This is a genomic window from uncultured Roseobacter sp. (genome assembly GCF_947501835.1).
In the GTDB taxonomy this organism is placed as follows: Bacteria; Pseudomonadota; Alphaproteobacteria; order Rhodobacterales; family Rhodobacteraceae; genus Roseobacter.
Genome location: NZ_CANMXR010000007.1, coordinates 101,659 through 119,773, shown reverse-complemented (window position 1 = coordinate 119,773; position 18,115 = coordinate 101,659). Strand labels below are relative to the sequence as shown.

Sequence of the window (18,115 nt, the reverse complement as noted above, 5' to 3'; positions counted from 1 at the left end):
CATGGAACGCGCCGGGGCTGCTTACGTCGCCGTCACGGCGGCCTATTGGGCGTTCATGCTCACGGATGGGGCGCTGCGCATGCTGGTGCTGCTGCACTTTCACACGCTGGGCTTCTCGCCGGTGCAACTGGCCTATCTCTTTGTGCTTTATGAGGTCGCGGGCGTGGTTACCAACCTGAGCGCGGGATGGATTGCCGCGCGCTTCGGGCTGACCTCGACGCTTTATGCGGGGTTGGCCTTGCAGGTCGCGGCCTTGGTGGCGCTGGCGCAGTTGGACCCGTCGTGGACGGTCGCCGCCTCGGTGGTCTTCGTGATGGCCGTGCAGGGCGCATCGGGCGTGGCCAAGGACCTTGCGAAGATGAGCGCCAAATCCGCCGTGAAGCTGCTGGCCCCGGCTGAGCAAGGCGGTCTCTTTCGCTGGGTCGCGCTTCTGACCGGGTCGAAGAATGCGGTCAAGGGCTTCGGCTTTCTGATCGGTGCGGTGCTGCTGGGGCTGGTCGGGCTTAAAACTGCTGTGCTGGGCATGGCTGCCATCCTGGCGCTGATCCTTGTCGCCATCGTCGCAAAAATGCCCGGCGGCCTGCCCGTTGGGCGCAAAGACGCGAAGTTCCGCGAAGTCTTCTCCAAGAACGCCAACGTCAACTGGCTGAGCTTTGCCCGCGTTTTCCTCTTTGCCGCCCGGGACGTGTGGTTCGTGGTCGGCATTCCGATCTATTTCTACGCGGTTCTCTCCGATGGGTCAGAGGCCGGAAACCGGGCGGCGTTTTTCACCATTGGCAGTTTTATGGCGCTGTGGATCATCCTCTACGGCGCGGTGCAGGCCGCAGCCCCAAGGCTCCTCAAAGCGCGCGCCCGGGACGAGGCGGAGATCATCAAAAGCGCCCGACATTGGGGCGCGAGCCTGATTGCGATCCCCGCGCTGCTTGCTGCCCTGGTCTATGTCACGCCTGAACCTGCGGGGTGGCTGACCCTGACCATCATCGCCGGGTTGCTGGTGTTTGGCGGGCTCTTTGCCATCAACTCAGCCCTGCATTCCTATCTGATCCTGGCGTTCAGTTCGGGCGAGCGGGTCACGATGGATGTGGGGTTTTACTACATGGCGAACGCGGCAGGGCGCCTGTTGGGTACGGTGCTTTCAGGTCTGAGCTATCAGATCGGCGGGCTGCCCCTATGCCTTGGCACCGCCGCTCTGCTCTTGATCCTCAGCACGCTGGGCGCCGCGCGCCTGCAGCCCGTCGCTGCCGCGCCCCTCACACCAGAACGCGGCTAACCCGTGCTGGTGGCCAAAATCCGGCTGATCTCCTTCAAAGATCGACCCGAAGTTTGATGCCAGTCGGCAAACGCCGCCTGCACCGCTTTCATCGCGCCTTTTGAGGTGGGCGGTTTGTCGATCACGCCCTCGGCAATCAACCGGGCAACCACATCGCGGGACAAGATGTAGCCATCCACCCCCATGAACCGCAGAAAATACTGCCCCGTTGTGCCCCCGAGCCGCGTGCCATTTGTTTTCAGATGTGCGAGCAGACCGGCGAAATCCTCAACCGGCCAATTGCCGATAAAAGCACCAAAACTGCCGTGAGCCTCCGCCTCTGCTCGGACGAACACGGCATTTTCCTGCACTGCCCGGATTTTCGGCCCGTGGCGCACGATATCCGTGTTGGTGATCAAGGCGTCAAACCACACATCGTCCATCATCGAACAGGGGCCAGGCTCAAACCCCTTGAAGGCCGTCTCAAACCCCGGCCACATCGCGTCGACGACCTTCCAGTTGAAACCCGCGTTGAAGATCGCGCGCGTCATCGCCGCCAGCCAGCGATCATCTGGCGTGGCCTGCAGTTCAGCGCGCGATTTTGCGGGCGTAAACCCGTCAAATATGGCCTCGACGGACCCTTTGCGCCCGACACTGATTGCCAGAATATCGTCCAATGTCCGCATCCTCACCTCCTTTGGTTCAGGTCACGAGTTTACCCCGGCCCGCGCTTGCGAAACAGAATGATTGTGTCACAACCGGTTGTGCGAAAATCGCACCTCCTTTTCAACGGCTTGAGCGGGCAAAGCCTTGAAACATCGCGGCGCGTGCAAGAGGGTGTCAGGTATGAGTTTCGAATTCGGGTTCATAGCGGTGAGGGATCACCGCCTGTGGTTGCGCAAGCAGAAAACAGACGGCGCGCCTGTTGTGCCGGGCTGGGCAAGCGCGCTGCGTGGTATCAGTCTGGGGGTGATCGTCAGCTTTGGAGGGGTCGCTGCAACCACTGCATCAGCAGGGGATGTCACGGTTTTTGCCGCCGCCAGCCTGAAAACCGCGCTGGATGAAGTGGCGCAAGGGTTTGAACGTGAGACCGGGCATGAGGTTGCCATATCTTATGCGGGCACGCCGGTGCTGGCGCGGCAGATATCGCTGGGCGCACCGGCGGATGTCTTCATTTCTGCCAGTGCGGATTGGATGGACTGGCTGCAAGAGGCGCAAGCCATCGACAATGACAGCCGCTTTGACCTTCTGGGCAATCAGCTTGTCCTGATCGCCCATGGCAACACATCACCGCCGGTTGACCTGCAGGCGACCGCCCTGATGCCGCGGCTTCAGCAAGATCGCATTGCCATGGCGCTGGTCGAGGCCGTGCCCGCCGGGATCTACGGCAAGGCGGCCCTGGAACACCTCGGGGTTTGGGAGGTCCTCTCCGCACAGATTGCGCAGACGGATAATGCGCGCGCGGCGCTGGCGCTGGTGGCCACCGGCGAGGCGCCTTTTGGCATCGTCTACGCAACGGACGCAAAGGCCGAACCACGGGTCAGCGTGATTGCAAGCTTCCCCGCCGCGAGCCACCCCGATATCCGCTACCCGGTTGCCGCTGTGGCGGGCCACGGGTCTGCCCCGGTCGATCAGTTTATCGAGCATCTGCGCAGCGAAGCCGCCACGTCGGTTTTCGAAGCCCAGGGGTTCGTGGTTCTGGAGCCGCCCGCGTGACGGATTGGCTGGGTCCTGAGGAATGGCGCGCGGTTGCGCTCTCGCTCAAAGTGTCATTCTGGGCGACCTTGCTGAGCTTGCCGCTCGGGCTCTGGGTTGCCTACCTGCTTGCACGCCGCGAGTTTCCCGGCAAACAGATCGTCAACGGTCTGGTGCATCTGCCCCTGATCCTGCCGCCGGTGGTCACCGGCTATCTGCTGCTCACCACCTTCGGCACCCAAGGGCCCATCGGCGGTTTTCTGGAAAGCTTTGGCGTGGTCTTTGCCTTTCGCTGGACCGGCGCTGCGCTGGCGGCGGCTGTCATGGCCTTTCCATTGATGGTGCGCGCGATGCGCCTGTCCATCGAGGCAGTTGATCCGAAACTGGAACAGGCCGCAGGCACGCTAGGGGCATCACGCCCCTGGGTGTTTCTAACGATCACCCTGCCCCTGATCCTGCCCGGCATCATCGCCGGTGCGATCCTCGCCTTTGCCAAGGCCATGGGCGAGTTTGGCGCCACCATCACCTTTGTTTCCAACATTCCGGGGCAGACCCAGACCGTGCCTTCGGCGATCTATGCCTTCCTGCAGGTGCCGGGCGGCGAAGCCTCCGCCTGGCGGCTGGTCATTGTCTCTGTCGTTGTCGCGATGAGCGCACTGCTGTTGTCGGAATGGCTGGCCCGACGGGCTGCTGCCAAGGTGGGGGGTATATGACGCTTTCCGTCGCCTTCGCGCACGAATTCGACGGGTTTGATGTGGATGTGGCGTTTGAGGCCCCTGCCGGCATCACCGTGCTTTTCGGGCGATCCGGGGCGGGCAAATCAACCATTGTAGACGCGGTGGCGGGCCTCTTGAGACCGCGAGAGGGCCGGATTGCGTCCCAAGACTGGGTGCTTTTTGACAGCGCCGAGAGACAATGGACGCCCCCTCACAAACGCAGGCTGGGCTATATCTTTCAGGACGCGCGGCTGTTTCCACATCTCAGCGTGCGCCAGAACCTCGCCTATGGTCGGTGGTTCGCCCCCAAATCTGCGCCGCGAGAAGACATGGATCGGATTGTCGAGATGTTGGGGATCGAGCACCTGCTCAGCCGCAGGCCTGCCGCGCTCTCGGGCGGAGAGAAGCAGCGCGTTGCCATTGGTCGCGCCCTTCTGGCCAGCCCGAAACTGATCCTGGCAGACGAACCGCTGGCCGCGCTGGATGAGCAGCGCAAGGCAGAAATCCTGCCCTATTTCGAGCGGATGCGCGATGAGGTGTCGGTGCCGATCCTCTATGTCAGCCACGCCGCAGCCGAGGTCGCCCGGATCGCAACAACGATCGTGGCGCTTGACGGGGGGCGCGTGACGCGCCAAGGGCCCGCCGCCGATGTTCTGAGCGATCCCGCCGTCACCCCGCTTGGAGTGCGTTCCGCGGGCGCCATGGTGGAGGCGCGCGTCAAAGAGCATCACAACGATGGTCTGTCGACGTTGGAGGCAGAGGGCGCATCGCTCTTGTTGCCAAGGGTAAGCCAGGCCCCCGGCACGCCCCTGCGCGTCTGGATCGAAGCGCAGGACGTGATGCTAGCGACGGAGCGCCCGCAGGGGATTTCCGCGCTCAATATATTAGAGGTGACCGTGCGGGAGGTGCGTTTGGGCGCGGGTCCCGGCGCGATGGTTCAATTGTCCTTTGGCAATGCGCTTATTCTGGCGCGGGTCACGCGACGGTCCGCGCAGGCCTTGGGGCTGGCGCCGGGGCGACAGGTCTTTGCCGTGCTCAAAGCGGTATCGGTTGCACGCGATGCCATCGGAGAGCTGCCGCAAAAGCCAGTGTGATCCTGCACCGCCATGCCTTCAGGGCACCGCCACGGCGCCCTGAAAGCAAGGATGGCGCCTCAGACAGCCCCAAGGTCCTTGACATAGAGCAGCCAGTTTTCGCCTGCGTAGTCCCATCCCTCTTTGACGATGCTTTCCTGCGCCACCACCCGAAATCCGAAGCTTTCATAGAGCGACCGCGCGGGGTTAATATCCCCTGTGATCAGGCTCAGGTGCTGGTATCCACCCGCATGGGCCCTGGTCTCGGCAGCGCTCAAAAGCGCCGTGCCCGCCCCCCTGCGCCGCGCCGCCTTGACCGTCGCCAGAACATTCACATACCAGCTCGGTACCACAAGGTTTTCCATTTTCACCAAAGGCTTGAAGAGCTCAGGCACTGTTGCCAGATCCGACTGGGATGTCTTTTCGGTCAGAGGATAGGAGACAAGCGCCGAGATCACCTCGCCCTCATCGCGGATGACATCCGCATTGCGGAAGGAAAACCCACCTGTTTCCCGTGCCGCGCGCGCCGCGCCAATATCCATCAGGCTTTCATCCCCCTGACGCATGCCCTCCCACACCACGAGCGGCAGGCCATCGCCCGCGATGACGATCAATTCGGCCAGGCGCGCCGCGTCATCCTGGGTTGCGGGTTCCGGGTTTTGGGTCAGATTGTCCAACATGGTTTACTCCTTAAATGCCGCACGCGACCCGCCCAGGGCCGCGTGCCTAAAACGTGCCTTATTCAGTCTTCGAAATAATCAGCGCTGTCGCGTATCTTCGCGATGTCCGCATCATTGGCCTGCAGCGCATGACCGGCAGGCGCATGGCTGTCGACACAGGGTTTGTCACCCCCGGCCACGGTTGTGCTGGCGTAGGCGATGAATGCAATTGCGGTGAGAATGTTGATCTTTAACATGGTTTTTCCTCTTAAAAATAATCGTTGAACGCGTTCAGGCCGCGCTCATTTTCCGGCGTTGTGCGGCAATGCAGCCGACGTGTCTGTGATCTGTGCCACAGCACCCGCCGATAACCTTGAGGTTGGGCAGAATGCTGAGCAGCTCGCCATTCAGCGCGCCCAACTCTTCGGGATCGCCCGCATCCAGGGTCTCGCTGGCATCAAGCTCCGCGTGGCTCATCCGGGAGGCATTGGCGCGCAAGCCGCCAATCCGCGCCGCCCAATCCGCTGTGCCATCCATCGCATCGCGGAAATGATCCGGATGAGCGCAGTTGATCATATAATAAAGCGGCCCCGCATGTGTGATCGCGTCCACTTCGGCAATGGCTTCGGGCAAGGGCTGACCGGACGGCAGATGTCCGTCCGTTTCCAGGGTGAAGGAAATGACGACCGGCACGCTGTTGTCACGCGCTGCCAACGCAATGCCCGCAGCCTCGCCCGCATGGGTCAGGGTCATCGCACTGATCATATCCACGCCTGCATCTGACAGCGCAGTTATCTGGGTGCTGTGCAGCTCCCGCGCGTCTTCCGCCTGAAACTGGGTTTCGGTGGTATAGGCATCGCCCCCCGGCCCCACGACACCGTTCAGAAGGATCGGCAAGCGAGAGGTTTCATGCCGGTCCCGGATCACCCGCATGAAATCAACCGCGCGCGCGTTGAGAGTGATGATCTCTTCAAGGCTCATCCCCAGCGCATCGGCCCAGGCCGCACCCGCCCGCCATGTGGGCGTATCGAGCACAAAACCGCGCCCGGTTTCGCGCGCCAGATCGATGTACCGCTTGGCGTAGGCGGTCAGTTCCGCGCGTCCCCGCGCATCGTCGAGCAGACTTGCCGCAGAGAAGCACGGCAGGTCGAACCCTTTCTCAAAAATCATATACGTCTCCAACCCGCCGTCAGACAGATAGAACCGGGACGTGTTTGCAAATTTTTCCAATCGCATTTTCAAACTCCATTTTTTGCAATACGACTGATGTAGCCGAGCGGGTTGCATCATGGACAGTGAACGCGTGGTGCATCGCGGCAGAATTTTTTTATGAATAAAACACAATCGGTTAGCGTAACTGAATCATGGGTTTCACCGGATAAGCGATGTCAACTGGACTCGCGGTACACTTAGGAGGGTGACATGAGCGCAAAGCAGGAAACAAAATCCCTCATCCTCGATATCGCGGAAAGCGCTGTCCTGGCGAAAGGGTTCGAGGCCACGTCGATTGAGGAGATTGCAGCAGCGGCAGAGATTTCCCGAAGCGGATTTTTCTACCACTTCAAGGACAAGAACGAACTCGCCCGGGCGATGATCGAACGCTACATCGAAAACGAGGATAAGCTTTATAACGACCTCTTCGACCGGGCGCGCCAGCTGCATGATGATCCGCTGCACGCGATGCTGATCGGTCTCAAACTGCTGGCGGAGCTGCTGGATGATATGCCGAACGGGCACCCCGGCTGTGTGATCGCGTCGACCACCTATCAGGACCGTCTCTTTGATGCAGGCGTCCGGGAGTTGAACCGCCAGGCCATTCTGGGATGGCGCAAAAGATTTCGCGGCATGTTCGAAGAGATTGCCGAGGCTCACCCGCTCCGTGTTGAGGTGAACATGGATGCGCTTGGCGACATGGTATCGAGTGTCGTCGAAGGCGGGCTGGTGCTGGAACGCGCCCTGGGCGAGCCGCGCACGGTGTCGTCACAGATCATGCATCTGCGCACCTATATTCGCCTGTTGTTTCTGGGATAGCCGCGCCGCGATCAGGATTTGAGCAGCGCGTCGACCTCCGCCCGATCCGGCATCGAGGGTGCTGTGCCCGCGCGCGTCACCGAAATCCCGGCTGTGGCACATCCGATCCTGACCGCGTCGAGTGCGGATTGTCCTTCGGCCAGCGCCGCCGCAAAGCCGCCGTTGAAGGCGTCCCCGGCTCCGGTTGTCTCGATCACGGCACCGGCCTTGATGGCTGGCACCAACCCGTGCCCGTCCAGAAACACCCCCTTCTCACCCATCGTAATGATGGGTTTTGCGACGCCAAGGTCGCGCAAGGCTTTGGCGGCGCGGGTGGCATCCTCTTCGGTCTCCACCGTGATCCCGGTCAGGGCTTCGCATTCGGTCTCGTTTGGCGTGAAGTAGTCGCAGAGCGCCAGCATCCCATCGGGCAAGGGGGCCGCAGGGGCCGGGTTCAAAATGGTCGTGACACCCGCTGCCTTGGCAATCTCAAGGGCGCGTAGGGCGGCGGCCATCGGTTGCTCCAATTGGGTTACGAAAACATCCGCACCCCGGATCAGATCGGCCTGCGCATCGATATCCTCCGCGCTGATGAGCGCCGCAGCGCCTGGCGCGATGATGATCGCATTGTCCCCTGTGCTCTCTTCAATGAAGATATAGGCGGCACCCGTATAGCTGTCGCTGACCTGCTCCACATGCGGCACAACGCCGGCGCCCGCCCAGGTGTCGAGCGCCAGTTTGGCAAAATCATCCTGACCAAGTTTCGAGATCATATGCGTGTCCGCGCCGATCCGCGCACAGGCCACCGCCTGATTGGATCCCTTGCCCCCGGGCCCCAGCGCAAAGCTATTGCCCAGGATCGTTTCGCCCATGCGGGGCATGCGGTCCGCACGGTAGGCGGTATCTGCGACGAAGACGCCGAGAATGACAACCTTTCCCATCAATCAGCTCTCCGTATCCGGGGGCACGACGCCTTTGCGTAGGGCAAAACAGCCATAAAACCGCCGCTCGCCGGTCTGAATGACGGCATAGGCCTGTTTGGCGCGGTCATAAAAAGCAAACCGCTCGATGCCCAGCATCGTGGGACCCTCAACTGCGCTGACTTCGGCCTGCACTTCCTCCATCACCGGCAGGATGGTGTCCGGCTCGCCGACCACTTCCATCCGAGCCGCCGCGTCATCGACGAAGGTATCGACCGGATAGACAGACAGCACCGCCCGCACCACCTCTGCCGCCGGACGGTCAATGCGCAGCACCTCCCCCAGCACCGTCTCGCGTGCCACGCTGTCGGATGGGAAGTTGGTGTCTGCGATGATCAAATCGTCGCCATGCCCCATCGCCCGCAGCGCATAAAGCACATCCGCATTCAAGATCGGGTCTATTCCTTTGAGCATGTGGCGTCCTTTCAAATCATGTGACGGGTGCGTCGTCCGGTCGGATGATTTGCGCCGAGGACAGCCCGTTCAGATAGTCATTGAGCACAGGGCGCACATGGGTGTCAAACCAGCTCGCGGCAAAAAAGACCGCAACCCAGGCCACCACGAAAAGGGGGGCTTTGGTCAAGGGGGCGGCGGCCAGAACCATCAAGGTAAAGAGCGCGAAGAAGAAGGAGGCAAGCGTGCTCCAACTGTAGAGGTTGATCATGTTGGCAATGGGCCCCTTGATCCATCCGGGCAGTCCGCTGTTCAGCACCACATCGGCCAGGCTGGCATCCAGAAACCAGAAAACGATCAGGATCACGCCAAAGATGAAGGAGAGAAACTGGTTCACCACAAACATGCCCATGAGACCGAAGCACGCCAGCCAGATGAGGTTCACCGGCAGGTAGAGCACAAAGATTGTGAGCACGGTCAGAAGGATCAGCCCGAAGGCCTGATAGATCCCTGCAAAGAACCCCCAAGCCTCATATCCGGTGACCACCAGTGCGACGGCTGCAAGCCCCGCGAAGTAGTAGTACCAGTCCTTGGCCGCGTATTCATAAATCAGCTTGCCGCGACAAGCTTCAAAGATCACGGGCACGATCAGCAGCGTATAGGTCGACAGGATATTGGGGTCATAATCGATGCGAAACGGTACGACCCAAAAGACCAGCACCCAGAAATCCGCGCTGACTTTCTGAAATTGCAGCGCAAGCTGTTCGAAGACCTGCAGAACGCCGAAACGTTCCATCAGAAACCCGGTCAGCAGCATGGCCCCTGGCAGCGACGTCGCAAACTGGACGAAGCCGCGCATGGCTCAAATCCTTTGGCCGGTGGTCGCGTCAAAGCAATGCAGGTGATCGGGATCGGGCGCCAGATGAACAACCTGGCCCGGCGCAAAAGCATGACGTTCGCGGAAGACGGCGGTGATGTCCTGCCCCTCGAACCGCAGGAAAACCATGGTCTCCGATCCGGTGGGTTCCACCACCTTCACCTCCATCGGAATGCCCGCGCCCTCCTGCACCAGATTGAGGTGTTCGGGGCGCACGCCAAGGCGCACCGCACCCTTGTGAGAGATCCCCGCGAGCGGCACCTTGTGGCCGGACAAATCCACCGACGCGCCGTCAAACGTAGCGTTCAGCAGGTTCATCGAGGGCGCCCCGATGAAGGTGGCGACAAATTCATTGGCCGGGTTGTCATATAGCTCCAGCGGGGTGCCGATCTGCTCGATGACGCCCGCCTGCATGACCACGATGCGATCTGCCAGCGTCATGGCTTCGATCTGATCGTGGGTCACAAAAACCGTGGTGGTTTTCAGACGCTGGTGCAATTCCTTGATCTCGGTGCGCATCTGAATGCGCAGCTTGGCGTCAAGGTTCGAGAGCGGCTCGTCAAACAGAAACACCTGCGGGTCGCGCACGATGGCCCGCCCCATCGCAACGCGCTGACGCTGCCCGCCCGACAGATGCCGGGGTTTGCGGTCGAGATATTCCGTCAGGCTCAGGATCTCCGCCGCCTCCTGCACACGTCTTGCGATTTCGGCGCGATCCGCCTTTGCGACCTTCAGCGCAAACCCCATGTTTTCGGCCACGGATTTATGCGGGTAAAGCGCATAGGTCTGGAACACCATCGCGATGTCACGCTGGGCGGGCGGCAGGTTGTTCACCACCCGCTCGCCAATGGCGATGGTCCCGCCGTTGATCGGCTCCAGCCCGGCAATCATCCGCAGCAAGGTGGATTTCCCGCACCCCGATGGCCCCACCAGAGCAACGAATTCACCATCCGCAATATCGACGTTCACACCGTGAATGACTTCGGTCGCCCCATAGGATTTTCGGATATCCTGAATTTTGACGCCGGCCATTCGCAACACTCCCCCCGAGTTCGAATTTCGATGCTAGAGAAAGGAATTTGCCTTGTCCACGCCCGGCTTACAGCTTTGTTGACTTAACGTAATTCTCGACCATAGTGATGGCTCTAAGGGGGGGATCATGCGGCGCGACAATCAAAAACACACCGACATAATTGCGCCCGGCCATCACCCCAAGGACGAAATGTATCACCAAGTCCCGGGAGGATGGAAATGAAAGTAGACCTTTATAATTATATAAAAGCGGCGCAGAAAATAAACCGTCGCCAGATGTTGAAAGGCACCGCGGCGGTGGGGGCCGTTGCGATGATGCCCAAGGCTGCGGCTTATGCGGACGGGCACGGCAATGTGCGCGCCGAAATCCTGAAAATCCCCGGTGTTGGCGCCGGTTCGCCCACCGACAGCGATTGGCAAAAAGTGGGTGAGATGTGCCTCGGCGCGACCAAAGAGAACGTCGCGGAAGGTGAGTTTGCCGGGGTTGAGCTGACCTTCATGGGGCTCAACAACCAGAACCTGCACAACTTCCTATTTCGCGGATTCCTGAAGCCCTGGGAGGCCTACACGGGGGCCAAGATCAACTGGATCGATCTGGCACAGGCCGACTATAACGCGCGGCTGCAGCAATCGATTGCCACCGGCACCGTCGATTTTGACATCATCGAGATGGGCGCACCTTTTGAGGGTGACGTGCTGGGGCGCGGCATGGCTTCCGAAATGCCCGATTGGGTCAAAGATCAGATCGACATGGATGACTATGTTGATTACCTCAAGGCGCCGGTGGGCACTTGGGACGGCAAGACCTATCGCGTCTCCATCGACGGCGACACCCATACGTTTGCGTATCGTAAGGACTACTACGAAAACGAGGAATTCGCGCAGGCTTGGGCCGATGCGGGCAACACCACGCCCTGGGCACAGCCGACCACTTGGGAAGAGGTCAACGCGCAGTCCAAATTCCTCGTGGGCAAGACCGATCCGCTGACCGGACTGGATGCCCACGGTTATCTTGATCCGCTCAAAGGTTGGGGCGGCTTTGGCTTCTATTTCCTCGAAAACCGGGCAGCCCCCTATGCCAAGCACCCGGATGATCCGGCTTGGCTGTTCGATCCCGACACGATGAAGCCGCGTGTGAACAACCCAGCCTTTGTGCAGGCCATTCAGGATGTGATGGACCTGATCGCAGCCGATGCCTACCCCGCCGATCAGATCAACGCCGACCCCGGCACCACCGCCTTCCAGCAGTTCCTGGCGGGCACCGGCGGGATGCTGAACTGGTGGGGTGACGTGGGCTCCTCCGCGCGCACATCTGATACTTCGGTGGTCGGCGATGTGGTCGGGTTCGACATCAACCCCGGCTCGGCGAAGGTGTGGAATTCGCAAACCGGTGCCTGGGAAGAGACGCCCAACGTTTCGCCCAACAACGCCTACATCGGCTGGGGCATCTACGTCATGGCCACGGTGGACGGCGACGAGAAAAAGAAGAAGGCCGCATGGTCGGCGGCGGCCCATCTGGGTGGCAAGGACCTGTCGCTCTGGGCCTCCGCCTATCCCTCCGGGTTCCAACCCTATCGCAACTCTCACTTCCAATATGACGAGTGGGAAGAGGCGGGCTATGACCGTGCCTTCGTGGAGGATTACCTGTCGTCGAACGCCGACAGCTACAATCACCCGAATGCGGCGATTGAACCCCGTATTCCGGGCATCTTCCAATACTATTCCGTTGCCGAAGATGAGCTGGCCAAAGGGTACGCCGGTCAATACGGTTCGGCTCAAGAAACCGCGGATGCGATCGCGGCGGCCTGGGAGAAGATCACCGACCAGATCGGCCGGGACAGCCAGATTGCGCTCTATAAGGCGTCGCTCGGGCTGTAACATCCTCAATCTAAATCAGGGCGCGGCATGGAAGTGTCGCGTCCTTTGTATTTTCCGGTTTTCGCATCGAAATTTCAGGGTTAACAGCCTCCATCTGGCTCGCTACAGTCATGTGATGAGTACCGAAGGCGACCTCCTGCACACCGTCACAGCGGACACGATCACCGACACCCGCAGGCGCGTCGGCCGGGCGATGGTCTGGGGCGCAGGCATGCTCTTTTGCGTGATGGCCGCGATGCAGTTCATGTATGACACCGATCGCTCCATTGTTGGTTTCAATACGTGGCGACCGGTACTTTTCGCCTACCTGCTCTGGGCCACGGCGCTTTGTGCGGCCCAGGTGATCGTGAATGGCGAAAAGGGCAAGCGCACGCTTTTCGTACTGCCCGCTGCGCTCTTTGTCATAAGCCTGGTCGTCTTCCCTTTGCTCTTTGCGCTCTATGTGTCGTTCACCGACTGGAACCTCGCCTCCCTGAACGGGCCCCAGCCCAACGGCTGGGACAACATGCGCCAGATGTGGGGTGACGCCTTCTACTGGAACGCGCTGAAAAACATGGTCTATTACGTGCTCGCCGTCGGTGTGGAATATGTGATCGCCTTTGGCCTCGCCCTGCTGCTCAATGCGCAAATCCGGGCGCGCAAGTTCTTCCGCGTGGTGTTTCTGCTGCCGCTAATGCTCAGCCCAGTGGCCGTGAGCTGGATGGTCGGTAAGTCCATGTTGGAGGTGCGCTTTGGCCCAGTGTCGCGGCTGGTGCGCGAGTTGGGGTTCGAGCCAAGCTTCTTTGGCACGCCCGAAATGGCGCGTTTCATGATCATGGCCATGGATGCCTGGACGTTCATCCCCTTCATGATGATCATGCTGCTGGCCGGGCTACAGGCCCTGCCCCGTGAAGTGATCGAAGCCAGCAAGGTCGATGGCGCCACCGGCTGGCAGAGCTTCAAGGAAGTCATTTTCCCGCTGATGCTGCCGGTCTCCGTCACCGCCATCGTGATCCGGATCATCTTCAAACTGAAGCTGGCGGACATCATCATCAACGTGACCTCCGGCGGCCCGGGCGGGGCCACCGATAGTGTGACCAGCTTCATTTTCCGCGAATATCGCGACCGCTCCAACGTGGGCTACGGCACATTGCTGGCGATGGTCTATCTGGTGCTGATCGTCCTCTTCATCACCGCCCTGCTGAAGCTCGTCAGCCGCTGGATGGAGCGTCCGGCATGAGTGCCGTATTCAAAGACCACGAGGCCGACCGCAAGGTGCAGGTCAAATGGTGGACCAGCCGCATTGCCATCTATGCCGCCCTGATCACCTGGGCGGTCATTTGCCTCTTTCCGATCTTCTGGACGATCACCACCTCTTTCAAACTGGCCCCCGACGTGATGCGCGGTAATATGATCCCCTGGTGGGATTTCACGCCAAAATGGAAAGGCTGGGAAAGCCTCGGGCTTTCCCCGCGCCTCATTGGCGAGGTTTCCACCGTGCGCGAGGAATTCCTCAAACGTTTCTGGAATTCCGCCATTGTCGCGGTCTCCGCCTCGACGCTTGCAGTGATCCTTGGATCGCTTGCCGCTTATGGGCTGTCGCGGTTCAATTACCGTTTCGGCTTCATGCGCAATTCCGACATCTCATTCTTCTTTCTCAGCCAGATGATCCTGCCGCCTGTGGTCTTGGCTCTGCCGTTCCTCGTGCTCTACAAATCCCTCGCTCTGCTCGACAGCCGTGTAGGTCTGATCCTGCTCTACACGCTTATGGTCCTGCCCATCGTCATCTGGATCATGCGCGATCAGTTTCAGGGCATCCCCGTGGAGTTGGAAGAGGCGGCTTTGGTGGACGGCTTGGGCATATGGGGGGCCTTTATCCAGATCGTGCTGCCCATCGCCCTGCCCGGCATGGTCGCGGCCTTCATCCTGAGCCTCGTGCTCTGCTGGAACGAGTATTTCTTCGCCGCCCTGCTGACCTCCACGGACGCAAAAACCCTGCCCGTCATGGTGGCCTCTCAAACCGGCTCTCAAGGCATCAACTGGTGGTCCATGGCGGCGCTATCCTCTGCGGCCATCCTACCGCTGGTTGTGGTGGCCATCTTCCTCGAAAAATACATCATCAAAGGCATGGCCGCCGGCGCGGTCAAGTAAGCGCTGCCGCGATGTCCTTGGTCTGTTCATAGAGGCGTCGGAACAGCGCGAAGTTCTTTTCGTAGGCGGCGTCAGGTCGCGCCTCGATAACCTCCGACACCGGGTTCCAACCTGCGATATCTCCGCGCGTCACCGCGCCAATCGCCAGCGCCGCCATGAAAGCATCGCCATAGCTGGCCCCGATGGTTTTGTCGCAAACCACCTGATCGATCCCGGTGATATCAGAGGTGGCCTGCAGCCAGAGCCGGTTTTTCGTACCGCCCCCAACGGCCAACAAACGGGTCGGTTTTTGCCCCAGTTCCGCGAAGGTATCTGTCACATGGCGCGTCCCATAGGCGATCCCCTCGATCAGCGCCCGGTACATATCGCCGCGCGTATGCGTGAGGTTCAGGCCAAAGAGAGCCCCCTTTGCATCCATGTCGTGGATTGGCGTCCGCTCGCCCGAGAAATAGGGTAGCAAAAGCAGCCCATTTGCGCCCGGCGGGGACGATGACGCCTCCTCGGCCAAGGCCGGAAAAGCCTTAGCGGCATCGAGATCGCGCGCCATGTGATCGCGGAACCAATGGGTCAGCGTGCCCGAGGTCGCCAGCCCGGCCATGGACGCATGCTCGCCTGCAAAGAGCCAGGGCGCGTACCAGATGCGCGGATCGCTGACTGGCTTGGCCGCGCGCAGGATGATGAAGATGGTCGAGCCATACATCATCATCATATCGCCGGGCTGATCCACACCCACCGAAAGCGCCTCAGCCGCAGCGTCGATGGTGCCCGCGGTGACCGGGGTGCCGACAGCCAAGCCGGTCTGCTCCGCCGCGGTGGCGGTGATGTGGCCCGCGACTTCATCGGACCACAGCAGCCGGGGCAGTTTGTCCAGCGGGAGGATGTCATCCGCCAGATCATCCACCCAGGATTGCGTCGCCACATCATAGAGCGGCGAGAAATTGGCGGCCGTATAGTGATCAATCACCACTTCACCGGTCAGCCGCTGCACCAGAAAGCTGGTGGAGGTCAGGATATGCGCCGTTTTGGCATAGATCTCGGGCCGGTGCCGTTTGAGCCAGAGGATTTTCGGCCCCACCGATTGCGAGGTCAGCGCATTGCCGCAGCGCGCAATGATCGTCTCTGCGCCGATGCGGTCCGTCAACTCCCGCACCTCCGTTGCCGCCCGGCCATCCACGCCGTAGAGAACTCCGTTCATCAGCGGTCCGCCGCTGCTGTCCACCGGCAACATGCAGGGGCCGATGGCGCTGCAGGCGACGGCTTTGATCTCCGCTGCCGCCACGCCGCTTTCCTTTAAAATCGCTCGGCAGACAAAGACGAAATCGCCCCACCAGTCTTCTTCGGGTTGGTGCTCCGCCCAGCCTGCCTGCGGCACCAGCATCTTGTGACCCCGTGCGGCCTGTGCAACGACGCGCCCGTCGTGGCCGACCAGAATCCCCTTGGTTTCATAGGTGCCGATGTCGATGCCCAATGTGTAGCTCATCAAGTCACCTCATCCCGGTTCAATGAGAAATCCGGACCAATACGAGCAAGCGCCGTGGTCAGCAGGTGGGTCAACCCCACCAGATCATTGAGGTCACACAGCTCGCGGGCGGAATGCGAATAGCGCATGGGAAAACCCAGATCGATGGCGGCCACGCCCTTGCCCACCAATTGCACGTAGGACAGATCCGTCAGCACGCCCACCTGCGCGCTGTGTTGCAGGGTCAGATCGGCGGCCTCTGCCGCTTCCTCGATCAGTCGAACCATCGCCGGATGCGGGATCACGCCATTGAGCGTGCCGCGCCCGTGAAAGGAATAGAGGCTCATCCCCGGCCCGCCGCCCAGGACCATGTCACCCCGCGCCGCCATATCGGGGGTGTCGCTTGCCAGCATCAGGTCGATCTGGATGGCGATATCGGGCTGCAATTGCTGCGCCAGAGGTTGCGCACCGCGCAGGTTGAATTCCTCCTGCACGGTAAACGCCAGATGCACCGGCGGTCCATTTTTTCGGCGCTGCAGACTGCGCGCGACCTCCAGAAGCACAGCGCAGCCTGCGCGATCATCGACGCTTGTACCGCAGATCCTGTCTGGCCCCATGGCCAGCGCGCGCGGCGCATAGACAACGGGGGTGCCGATCCGAATACCCGCCGCCTCGACATCCGCCCGCGCGGTAAAACCGGCATCGACGAAGACTTCCGCATAGGGCAGAACCTTGTACTTTTCGTCGGGCGTCGTGGCGTGGTGGCTCTTGTTGGCAATGATGCCCGGCACATCGCGCCCCTCGCCCACGCAGATCAACACCTCTTGCGCTGCGAGGGCGCGCTCCGGCACCCCGCCGAGCCGTTCCAACCGGATCAAGCCATCGGCCTCGATCCGCCGCACGACGAACCCCAATTGGTCCATATGCGTAAAAAGCATGACCGACGGACCCGTCCCCTCGAATGTGGCGACCAGATTGCCCAGCACATCGGTTTCGCTGGCGATGCCGATGTCATCCAAGCTTGCGCGAATGGCCCGGCGCACGCGATCCTCGTACCCGGAAAGACCCGGCACCTGCATCAAGGTCAGAAGATCCTGTCTGATCCGTTCTTTCATCCGCGCGCCGCCCGGACCCGCGCCATGAAATCAGCCGCCCGGTCCGGATCGACCGCGTTCCAGGTATCTCCATCAACCTTGAGCGACGATCCCACGATACAGCCATCTGCGATGCGCAGAACATCCGCAACCGTATCGTGTTTGACACCGGTATTGGCCATCACCGGCGTGCCCGGCAGCGCCGCCTTGACGGCCTCCAGATCACCGAGCGTCGCGGCCTCGCCGGTGATCTGCCCCGACACTAGCACCGCGTCGGGGATGGATGAGAAAACCGCTGAGCGGGCACGATCCGGCAAAGGACGTGCATCGAGCGAATGCGCAAATTCGGCGGATACGTTGAAGAGCATCGCCATGTCGGACCGCCCCAACCGGGCGCGGTAGCGCAGGGCCTGCCCGGCATCCGGCGACCAGACCCCCATATCGGACGCATAGGTGCCGGTGAAGATTTCGCGCACGAATGCAGCACCGGTTGCCGCGCCCACCGCCACGCTGGCCATCGGATCCCAGAGCATGTTGACGCCGAAAGGTACCGTGATGTCGCCGCGCAGCTGACCGATGACATAGGCCATCATGGCCGTCGACGCGGCATCAACCTCGAATTCGTAAGGCCGATCGTTTTCATTGCCGAACATCACCGCGTCGAACCCTGCGGCCTGCAGGCTGCGCAGATCGGCCCGCGCGGCGGCCACCAGATCAACGGACGGGTCATAGAGCGGCGCCCCCGGCAAAGCCCCCAGATGCACCATCCCGATCACCGGTTTTTCCTGGGCAAATACCGCCCTGAACCGTGCTGTCATTCCCGCTCCCCTTTTCCTGTTTCAGCTTAGGTTTTGTGACCTGTTCACGCAA

General features: G+C 61.0%; 19 protein-coding genes. 8 read left to right on the top strand and 11 right to left on the bottom strand.

All coding sequences use genetic code 11. The features are described from left to right. The first annotated feature begins 1 nt into the window (after window position 1). Complete coding sequence (arsJ, locus tag Q1A20_RS15445) at window positions 2–1,270, top strand: organoarsenical effux MFS transporter ArsJ (RefSeq protein WP_299406611.1); 1,269 nt, start codon at window positions 2–4, stop codon at window positions 1,268–1,270. Here arsJ and Q1A20_RS15440 read toward each other — a convergent pair. After that, the gene (locus Q1A20_RS15440; protein WP_299405638.1) at window positions 1,267–1,935 is read right to left on the bottom strand and encodes a DNA-3-methyladenine glycosylase I; all 669 of its coding nucleotides are present in this window, start codon (window positions 1,933–1,935) and stop codon (window positions 1,267–1,269) included. The genes arsJ and Q1A20_RS15440 overlap by 4 nt on opposite strands. Window positions 1,936–2,095: 160 nt before the next feature. Here Q1A20_RS15440 and modA point away from each other — a divergent pair, with 160 nt between their 5' ends. Genes modA through modC form a run of 3 tightly spaced genes read left to right on the top strand, consistent with a single transcriptional unit; the run spans window position 2,096 to window position 4,754 of the window. Beyond that, window positions 2,096–2,965 (top strand): molybdate ABC transporter substrate-binding protein, encoded by an 870-nt coding sequence (gene modA / locus Q1A20_RS15435; protein ID WP_299405640.1) that lies wholly within the window; start codon window positions 2,096–2,098, stop codon window positions 2,963–2,965. After that, entirely contained in the window at window positions 2,962–3,657 is a 696-nt protein-coding gene (gene modB, locus Q1A20_RS15430; protein WP_299405643.1) for a molybdate ABC transporter permease subunit, read from the top strand. The genes modA and modB overlap by 4 nt, the downstream gene beginning before the upstream one ends. Then, a complete protein-coding gene (modC, locus tag Q1A20_RS15425; RefSeq protein WP_299405645.1) occupies window positions 3,654–4,754 on the top strand; it encodes a molybdenum ABC transporter ATP-binding protein in 1,101 nt (366 codons plus the stop codon). The genes modB and modC overlap by 4 nt, the downstream gene beginning before the upstream one ends. Window positions 4,755–4,813: 59 nt before the next feature. Here the strand turns inward: modC and Q1A20_RS15420 are convergent, their stop codons facing one another. The 3 genes from Q1A20_RS15420 to Q1A20_RS15410 form a co-directional block, all read right to left on the bottom strand. Beyond that, window positions 4,814–5,413, bottom strand: coding sequence for a GNAT family N-acetyltransferase (locus Q1A20_RS15420; protein ID WP_299405648.1), 600 nt, complete (start codon window positions 5,411–5,413; stop codon window positions 4,814–4,816). Window positions 5,414–5,475: 62 nt separating this feature from the next. After that, window positions 5,476–5,649, bottom strand: coding sequence for a hypothetical protein (locus Q1A20_RS15415; protein WP_299405651.1), 174 nt, complete (start codon window positions 5,647–5,649; stop codon window positions 5,476–5,478). A 34-nt stretch (window positions 5,650–5,683) separates the two neighbouring features. Further along, the gene (locus Q1A20_RS15410) at window positions 5,684–6,628 is read right to left on the bottom strand and encodes a homocysteine S-methyltransferase family protein (RefSeq protein ID WP_299917475.1); all 945 of its coding nucleotides are present in this window, start codon (window positions 6,626–6,628) and stop codon (window positions 5,684–5,686) included. Window positions 6,629–6,814: 186 nt separating this feature from the next. Here Q1A20_RS15410 and Q1A20_RS15405 point away from each other — a divergent pair, with 186 nt between their 5' ends. Beyond that, the gene (locus tag Q1A20_RS15405; protein WP_298970662.1) at window positions 6,815–7,423 is read left to right on the top strand and encodes a TetR/AcrR family transcriptional regulator; all 609 of its coding nucleotides are present in this window, start codon (window positions 6,815–6,817) and stop codon (window positions 7,421–7,423) included. Between the two features lie 11 nt (window positions 7,424–7,434). On the opposite strand, the gene rbsK is transcribed toward Q1A20_RS15405, so the two are convergent. Genes rbsK through Q1A20_RS15385 form a run of 4 tightly spaced genes read right to left on the bottom strand, consistent with a single transcriptional unit; the run spans window position 7,435 to window position 10,684 of the window. Continuing rightward, the gene (gene rbsK, locus Q1A20_RS15400; protein ID WP_299917472.1) at window positions 7,435–8,343 is read right to left on the bottom strand and encodes a ribokinase; all 909 of its coding nucleotides are present in this window, start codon (window positions 8,341–8,343) and stop codon (window positions 7,435–7,437) included. A gap of 3 nt (window positions 8,344–8,346) precedes the next feature. Then, the gene (locus Q1A20_RS15395; protein ID WP_299917469.1) at window positions 8,347–8,796 is read right to left on the bottom strand and encodes an RbsD/FucU domain-containing protein; all 450 of its coding nucleotides are present in this window, start codon (window positions 8,794–8,796) and stop codon (window positions 8,347–8,349) included. A 16-nt stretch (window positions 8,797–8,812) separates the two neighbouring features. Further along, entirely contained in the window at window positions 8,813–9,634 is an 822-nt protein-coding gene (locus Q1A20_RS15390; protein ID WP_298970656.1) for a hypothetical protein, read from the bottom strand. Window positions 9,635–9,637: 3 nt separating this feature from the next. After that, window positions 9,638–10,684, bottom strand: coding sequence for an ABC transporter ATP-binding protein (locus Q1A20_RS15385; RefSeq protein WP_298970655.1), 1,047 nt, complete (start codon window positions 10,682–10,684; stop codon window positions 9,638–9,640). Window positions 10,685–10,903: 219 nt separating this feature from the next. Here Q1A20_RS15385 and Q1A20_RS15380 point away from each other — a divergent pair, with 219 nt between their 5' ends. The 3 genes from Q1A20_RS15380 (at window position 10,904) to Q1A20_RS15370 (ending at window position 14,692) form a co-directional block, all read left to right on the top strand. Further along, window positions 10,904–12,562, top strand: a complete 1,659-nt coding sequence (locus Q1A20_RS15380; protein WP_298970653.1) for a substrate-binding domain-containing protein — start codon at window positions 10,904–10,906, stop codon at window positions 12,560–12,562. Window positions 12,563–12,677: 115 nt separating this feature from the next. Next, window positions 12,678–13,781, top strand: a complete 1,104-nt coding sequence (locus tag Q1A20_RS15375; protein ID WP_299405664.1) for a carbohydrate ABC transporter permease — start codon at window positions 12,678–12,680, stop codon at window positions 13,779–13,781. Beyond that, window positions 13,778–14,692: a carbohydrate ABC transporter permease gene (locus Q1A20_RS15370; protein WP_299917464.1), complete on the top strand. Its 915-nt coding sequence runs from the start codon at window positions 13,778–13,780 to the stop codon at window positions 14,690–14,692. The genes Q1A20_RS15375 and Q1A20_RS15370 overlap by 4 nt, the downstream gene beginning before the upstream one ends. Here Q1A20_RS15370 and Q1A20_RS15365 read toward each other — a convergent pair. From Q1A20_RS15365 to Q1A20_RS15355, 3 genes are read right to left on the bottom strand one after another with little or no spacing between them, the layout of a single operon-like run. Continuing rightward, complete coding sequence (locus Q1A20_RS15365; RefSeq protein ID WP_299917461.1) at window positions 14,685–16,172, bottom strand: FGGY-family carbohydrate kinase; 1,488 nt, start codon at window positions 16,170–16,172, stop codon at window positions 14,685–14,687. The two genes, Q1A20_RS15370 and Q1A20_RS15365, sit on opposite strands and share 8 nt — an antisense overlap. Beyond that, window positions 16,172–17,266 carry a M20/M25/M40 family metallo-hydrolase gene (locus Q1A20_RS15360; RefSeq protein ID WP_299917458.1) on the bottom strand — a complete coding sequence of 365 codons (1,095 nt, stop codon included), beginning with the start codon at window positions 17,264–17,266 and terminating at the stop codon, window positions 16,172–16,174. The genes Q1A20_RS15365 and Q1A20_RS15360 overlap by 1 nt, the downstream gene beginning before the upstream one ends. Beyond that, complete coding sequence (locus tag Q1A20_RS15355) at window positions 17,263–18,063, bottom strand: BtpA/SgcQ family protein (RefSeq protein ID WP_299917456.1); 801 nt, start codon at window positions 18,061–18,063, stop codon at window positions 17,263–17,265. The genes Q1A20_RS15360 and Q1A20_RS15355 overlap by 4 nt, the downstream gene beginning before the upstream one ends. Between the last annotated feature and the right edge of the window lie 52 nt (window positions 18,064–18,115).

Excerpts from the sequence above, each read along its gene's own strand:
- Q1A20_RS15360 (WP_299917458.1), bottom strand. The coding sequence starts at position 17,266 with ATGAAAGAACGGATCAGACAGGATCTTCTGACCTTGATGCAGGTGCCG.
- Q1A20_RS15385 (WP_298970655.1), bottom strand. The coding sequence starts at position 10,684 with ATGGCCGGCGTCAAAATTCAGGATATCCGAAAATCCTATGGGGCGACC.
- Q1A20_RS15440 (WP_299405638.1), bottom strand. The coding sequence starts at position 1,935 with ATGCGGACATTGGACGATATTCTGGCAATCAGTGTCGGGCGCAAAGGG.
- Q1A20_RS15365 (WP_299917461.1), bottom strand. The coding sequence starts at position 16,172 with ATGAGCTACACATTGGGCATCGACATCGGCACCTATGAAACCAAGGGG.
- Q1A20_RS15420 (WP_299405648.1), bottom strand. The coding sequence starts at position 5,413 with ATGTTGGACAATCTGACCCAAAACCCGGAACCCGCAACCCAGGATGAC.
- Q1A20_RS15395 (WP_299917469.1), bottom strand. The coding sequence starts at position 8,796 with ATGCTCAAAGGAATAGACCCGATCTTGAATGCGGATGTGCTTTATGCG.
- Q1A20_RS15380 (WP_298970653.1), top strand. The coding sequence starts at position 10,904 with ATGAAAGTAGACCTTTATAATTATATAAAAGCGGCGCAGAAAATAAAC.
- modC (WP_299405645.1), top strand. The coding sequence starts at position 3,654 with ATGACGCTTTCCGTCGCCTTCGCGCACGAATTCGACGGGTTTGATGTG.
- Q1A20_RS15370 (WP_299917464.1), top strand. The coding sequence starts at position 13,778 with ATGAGTGCCGTATTCAAAGACCACGAGGCCGACCGCAAGGTGCAGGTC.
- Q1A20_RS15375 (WP_299405664.1), top strand. The coding sequence starts at position 12,678 with ATGAGTACCGAAGGCGACCTCCTGCACACCGTCACAGCGGACACGATC.
- Q1A20_RS15405 (WP_298970662.1), top strand. The coding sequence starts at position 6,815 with ATGAGCGCAAAGCAGGAAACAAAATCCCTCATCCTCGATATCGCGGAA.
- Q1A20_RS15415 (WP_299405651.1), bottom strand. The coding sequence starts at position 5,649 with ATGTTAAAGATCAACATTCTCACCGCAATTGCATTCATCGCCTACGCC.
- Q1A20_RS15410 (WP_299917475.1), bottom strand. The coding sequence starts at position 6,628 with ATGCGATTGGAAAAATTTGCAAACACGTCCCGGTTCTATCTGTCTGAC.
- Q1A20_RS15355 (WP_299917456.1), bottom strand. The coding sequence starts at position 18,063 with ATGACAGCACGGTTCAGGGCGGTATTTGCCCAGGAAAAACCGGTGATC.
- rbsK (WP_299917472.1), bottom strand. The coding sequence starts at position 8,343 with ATGGGAAAGGTTGTCATTCTCGGCGTCTTCGTCGCAGATACCGCCTAC.
- arsJ (WP_299406611.1), top strand. The coding sequence starts at position 2 with ATGGAACGCGCCGGGGCTGCTTACGTCGCCGTCACGGCGGCCTATTGG.
- modA (WP_299405640.1), top strand. The coding sequence starts at position 2,096 with ATGAGTTTCGAATTCGGGTTCATAGCGGTGAGGGATCACCGCCTGTGG.
- Q1A20_RS15390 (WP_298970656.1), bottom strand. The coding sequence starts at position 9,634 with ATGCGCGGCTTCGTCCAGTTTGCGACGTCGCTGCCAGGGGCCATGCTG.